We start from the raw sequence: 5,017 nt of genomic DNA, 5'->3' as shown, positions 1-5,017 counted from the left end.
CTATGCGACGCTCGATCGTTTGCTCAGACGGATTCACATGAACAAGTCCGAGTTGCTGCTGGTGTTGGAGCGTCCTGAGGTCCCGCTGCATACCAATGGCAGTGAGCGCGACATTCGCGATCAGGTCAAAAAACGAAAGATCAGTGGCGGCACGCGCAGCGAGCTCGGCCGACAATGCCGCGATACGTTCTCGAGTCTAAAGGCGACGTGCCGCAAGCTGAACATTTCGTTCTGGGAGTATCTGACAGACCGCATTTCTTGCAGCGATCAAATTCCCCTCCTGCCTCATCTCCTCGAACAACGCATCGCCCTCTCTGCTTGAACAGCATGCTGGCGCTCGCCCCGGGTTATTGAGAAGTTACTTCCAGAATGTCACCTGATGGACACTACCGTGTGACATAGCAGAAACCACCTACAAGATTGCTTACTGCTTAGGACTACCTATGAGACTGTTACGGGATATTTGTGGTGCAGGATCATTCAGCCTATCCTCCTTTTGTTCGTAGAGACACTGTTTCTGCGGTGCTGTAGAGAGTACAATCCTAGGTACTTATTCTACGCAAGGGTCATGTAATGGCTAAGAAGAATACACCACGGGAGTCGCCGCTTGAGATACTGGCCGCGTCGCAGGCACAGTGGAAGGCGGATGAGGCTGAACTAGCGGCATCTAAGGCTGAAGCGGATGCTGCGGCGGCGCAGGGAGAACTTTACGATAGCTATTCCGCACGTGAAGTAGACAACGCGACGGCGCTAGACCATTTTCGGCGCAGAAAGGCGGTCGGATCGAAGCGGCGGGTGCCTAGTCCCGAACGTAAAGTGGGCGTAGATATTGCCCAAAGGCTCAAAGTCATAGACGACGCGTACGAGCATGCAGACAAAGCAAGGGCGGAAGCATTGCGCGTCCAGGCGGTTGCCGACAATCCCAAGCAGGTACTTGCAAAGGAGGCTGAAAAGGCCGCAATCCGCCAGGGCGTAAAGGCATCCGTAGAAACAGTGCCGATGCCAGTCCGCTTGGAAGTGGAGCAAGTCAGGATGCTGAAGCTTCTCGCGTCTTACGAACAAACAACCGCATCGGCAATTATTCGCGCGAGCATAAAGGAACGCTTGGAGCAAGCCCGACAACGGAATCCGGGGTTCGATGCCGCCGTGCGGTCTAGTATCGAAAAGTAAGGCGGGCAGATTTACAACAGGGGCGAGCAGGCCCCTAAAAATAAAGCTTGCTGTAGAAAGAGTTCACATGTACATTTCGGCACTGGGACTTGTAGAAAGAGTTCACGAAAAGCAGGAAGTCCCCCGGTTATGGACCGGGAACGAGGACGGGGACCGGGGTTCTCCTGATAGCAAGACTCCCTAGGTGCGGTGCGGCTAGGAAAGTCGGGAATTGAATACCGTCCTAAGACCCTGAGACCAGGCTGGCGCTGTGCGCGATACGTTCGCGGCATGCTCGGCAGGTAGGCGAGAGAACCAAATGGTTCATAGAAGGCTTTCCAAGTGAGAGCTTTCCATCAACCAACGAGGAGCGGCCATGACGGAAGCACAAGCAAGGCGCAAGGAGAAGCGGGCTGGGTGGCTCGCAGGGAAACAAGCGGGGACGCGGGGCCTGCCCGATGTAGTACGCACCCCAAAAGGGAAGCGGATTCACCTGGGGTCCAGCACCACGCACCGCGAGGAACGTATCAGGGAGACGGGTAACGAGACTTTTATCCGGAACCGGAATGTTTCGGGAGTTAGCACCGCGCCGCAAAATGCGGAATCCCGAGCAGTGCTCGACGCCGACAAGCTGACGATAGCCAAGGGTGACGCGGCTGGGAATACACCGGTAGCGTCCGGTGACGTGGTAATGGCAAAGGTGGTTTCGGACGCAAGGGCGACGGTAGGCGACACCGCAGCAGAGCTACGCCGCGCTAAACAGATGCGTATTCGACAGCTCAATAGTGCGCCCTCGATGGCTCGAATGATTATCTGCGAAAACGAACGCGGGCTAGAAGCCCCTGCGGTAGCGGACTGGGCGCGGATCATTAATAGAGATTGGGAAACAGCGCAGTACCGTCGATAACGCTGTAACGAACGGATAACGAAATGATCACTTATGCATTCTGCCGGGGGCTTTCCTCCGGCGTGTACATCGAGACGTGCCGGCTAAATTTAGGGTATCGGCCAATTCAGTACGTTACTGAGGACTCTGCTGCTCCTTACTCCGCCGTCCAATTTGCTCACGTTTAACAGGGGAATGAAATGAAACGAATCTTGCAGATCACGATTGCCCGTAACGACAACAAACCGGATAACAAGGTCCTCCAGGTGCTTGATACGGTTAAGGCTCACGGGTTTGATATCTTGGGTATGGAGGGTAACGCGAGGGTCTACCACGTTACGTATGTATGGCGTTGCATTGCGCCTAACCAATCACGCTTCTCATTGCCGCTTGTTATCTCGCGTAATCGGGAGTCCGCAATTGCCGCGTTAGCCGTTGCACTGGGGCAGGATATGAAGTGGCTGGACTATTGCGAAATTGAAGAGGATGAAGAGGTGGAGGCAACATGAAACTTCTTACAGCGCTGTGCGTAGTGTGCTGGGTATGTGTCGGCGTACTGCTTTATCTCCCGGTTAGCGCGTTCGGCGTTTAACCCTTTCTTTTAATCGTAAATGCTAATTTGGGGGTCATCGGCATACACACTAGCAGGCAATTTACTTTCACACTTTCTCTTTTACCTTTTAGGAATATTAAATGAACACAAATAACTCACTGGATTATGACGGCGCTGATTATGGGCTTAGCGGCGAGATTGCGGCGCATGCAGGTGACGTAGCCCGATTCTCAACATGGCTTCTCGTTGAGCCGGAGAGCGTGATTGCACGTGAGCGGTTGAATCAGGCGAAGTTGCTGCTGTCGGTATTGGTCGATGAGATTCTGGATCGCGGCGACAAGATTCCCTTTTAACGTGTAACGGTATTACAACCAAGGATTATCAATATGACCCCTAGCAGAATTAAGGACACTGCGTACGCCGATAACCGTATGCTTTCCCTTCGTATTGCTCCTGAAGTACATAAGGCCCTCCGCCATTTTGCAGCCGACGAGGATACGAGTGTGAGTGAGGTCGTGAAGAACGCGATCCAGGCACACCTTATGGCTAAGGCAGCGCAATAAGTAGCATCAAGTAGGTAAGCCCGTCCCTGATCCTGGGTTTGCTGATATGTAGTACCGCAGGGTCGATGCATGACATTCCGTTATGCCGACAAGTAGTTACTTAGGATTACCAATTGAGTGAGATTGTCTCGAAGGTATATACGGCGAAGTTTGCTGTAACGCAGGACGCGGTAGTAGGAGATGAAAGAAAGATCAAGGGCATTGCCAGTACGCCCAGTGCAGATAGAGAGGGTGACGTAGTTCTTCCTACGGGGGCAAAGTTCAAGGTCCCTTTCCCGCTGCTCTCAGCACATGACCACTCGAAACCCATTGGGACGGTGACGCGAGCTACGGCTACGCCAAACGGTATCGAGATTGAGGCCCAACTTGCACCGCAAGGCGTAGCCGGTTTTATCGATGATGCATGGGCGCTCATTAAGTCCGGATTGATGACCGGGCTGTCGATAGGTTTCAGGCCGCTTATTGATCCCGTACTCACAGCAGCAGGCCGAATCTTCTCATCATACGAAGTATTCGAGCTTTCCGTATGCACCGTTCCAATGAACGCCGGTGCAAACATTACCTACGCTAAATCACACATTCAAGGAAATTCTATGCCGACTATCAACAAGCAACTCCTCGCAGCTGTCTCTAAACATTGGGCTACGGAAGTCACCCGCACTGTAGAACGCAAGCTGCTCGCTAAGGCTGTTATTCCGGCCACGTCCACGACTACCGCCTCTGCACTTTATTACCCGACCCAAGCCCCCGGTGTTCTGTTGCCGCCCGTTACGCCCTCGCTTATCACGGCATTGGCTAATGGTGGCGCTCCGCAATTGCCTCCTAACACGCGATTGGTAACTCAGGCTGCATTGCTCACGGCTTCGGAAGTCCCAGAGGGTGACGCGTACCCTGCAGGTGCCCCCAGCCTCGCGTTCACGCTGACCGATACGGAGCGAAAGTTCGGTTTGATCATGACATACACGCGGGATATGTTGGCGGCCAGTAACTACGATTCACGCGTGCAGGATTACGTACAGGGCCAATTGGAAGCGGCTGCGGACAATGCGACCGATGGCTTTCTCGTAGGCATCATGACGGCTGAGGGCACTGCTGCTACGAGCGTTGCGCAGGCCTTGGCGAGCTTTGCCGGGGACTTGCGGTCCGCTGTGTGGATTGCCTCGCCGGAGACACTGGCAAGCCTTCAGGATGCAGCTAACCCAAATGTGGGGCCTGCCGGAGGCGTGTACCGCACTTTGCCTGCACTGGCGACGAACGCTGCTCCCGACAATAAGCTCTTTTTGTTGGATCGGAAACGCGTTGCGGTGTATGACGGGGCACTCATCATTGAGCAAAGCGATGAGGCCAGCATCGTTCTGGACACCGCTCCGGGTACGCCTGGATTGCCTGTTGCCCACCTGTTTCAGGAAGGCTTGGTAGCGCTCAAGATCACTAAGTACGCCGATAGCAAGCTGCTGTCTGCGCCTCACGTAATTACGCTGGCGTAAATCATCCGCCCTCGAAAGAGGGCATCCACTAAGTTAAGTTAAGGAATACTATGCTCTCGAAATTGTTTAAACCCCGTGCACCGCAGCCCGTTAAGTTTGAGGAAGGCGCACACTATCAATTCAGTTTTGCATCGGATAGTCGTGCTCCTAAGCGTGAGGTCTCCGCTGAGGCCGCAGTTAAGCGCGTGGCTGCTGATATTGCCGCTCTACGCAGTGTGGTGGCGGAACTGTGAACGGCGGTCAGAATCCGACACCAGATGGCGGCGTCGATCAGAAATGCGAAACGATTCCTGTTCTGCAGAGCTGTTCGGTGCTTGTTGTCGACGGCATCGATGGGCGGTATCGGGTGCGTCGAAAGGAGCCCGAAGGGCGAGTGCAG

6 protein-coding genes are annotated in these 5,017 nt (G+C 54.2%); all 6 read left to right on the top strand.

The features are described 5' to 3' along the window. The coding region (locus tag BSU04_RS10750) for an IS66 family transposase (RefSeq protein ID WP_218827258.1) at positions 1-322 on the top strand (322 nt) is incomplete at its 5' end. A 251-nt stretch (positions 323-573) separates the two neighbouring features. Beyond that, the gene (locus BSU04_RS10745) at positions 574-1,170 is read left to right on the top strand and encodes a hypothetical protein (protein ID WP_089160599.1); all 597 of its coding nucleotides are present in this window, start codon (positions 574-576) and stop codon (positions 1,168-1,170) included. Positions 1,171-1,525: 355 nt separating this feature from the next. Further along, positions 1,526-2,056, top strand: coding sequence for a hypothetical protein (locus tag BSU04_RS10740; protein ID WP_089160598.1), 531 nt, complete (start codon positions 1,526-1,528; stop codon positions 2,054-2,056). A gap of 179 nt (positions 2,057-2,235) precedes the next feature. After that, positions 2,236-2,544 carry a hypothetical protein gene (locus tag BSU04_RS10735; protein WP_089160597.1) on the top strand — a complete coding sequence of 103 codons (309 nt, stop codon included), beginning with the start codon at positions 2,236-2,238 and terminating at the stop codon, positions 2,542-2,544. Positions 2,545-2,728: 184 nt separating this feature from the next. Continuing rightward, positions 2,729-2,941 (top strand): hypothetical protein, encoded by a 213-nt coding sequence (locus tag BSU04_RS10730; protein WP_089160596.1) that lies wholly within the window; start codon positions 2,729-2,731, stop codon positions 2,939-2,941. Between the two features lie 323 nt (positions 2,942-3,264). Then, positions 3,265-4,638, top strand: a complete 1,374-nt coding sequence (locus BSU04_RS10725) for an HK97 family phage prohead protease (protein ID WP_089160595.1) — start codon at positions 3,265-3,267, stop codon at positions 4,636-4,638. Positions 4,639-5,017: the final 379 nt, after the last annotated feature.

The organism is Caballeronia sordidicola, assembly GCF_002220365.1.
GTDB lineage: Bacteria > Pseudomonadota > Gammaproteobacteria > Burkholderiales > Burkholderiaceae > Caballeronia > Caballeronia sordidicola_C.
Note: the sequence above shows the minus strand (reverse complement) of the source record. Positions and strands in the feature narration are given on the sequence as shown.

What these genes read in the sequence shown, in the direction of transcription:
- BSU04_RS10730 (WP_089160596.1), top strand. Translation starts at nt 2,729, where the DNA reads ATGAACACAAATAACTCACTGGATTATGACGGCGCTGATTATGGGCTT.
- BSU04_RS10735 (WP_089160597.1), top strand. Translation starts at nt 2,236, where the DNA reads ATGAAACGAATCTTGCAGATCACGATTGCCCGTAACGACAACAAACCG.
- BSU04_RS10740 (WP_089160598.1), top strand. Translation starts at nt 1,526, where the DNA reads ATGACGGAAGCACAAGCAAGGCGCAAGGAGAAGCGGGCTGGGTGGCTC.
- BSU04_RS10745 (WP_089160599.1), top strand. Translation starts at nt 574, where the DNA reads ATGGCTAAGAAGAATACACCACGGGAGTCGCCGCTTGAGATACTGGCC.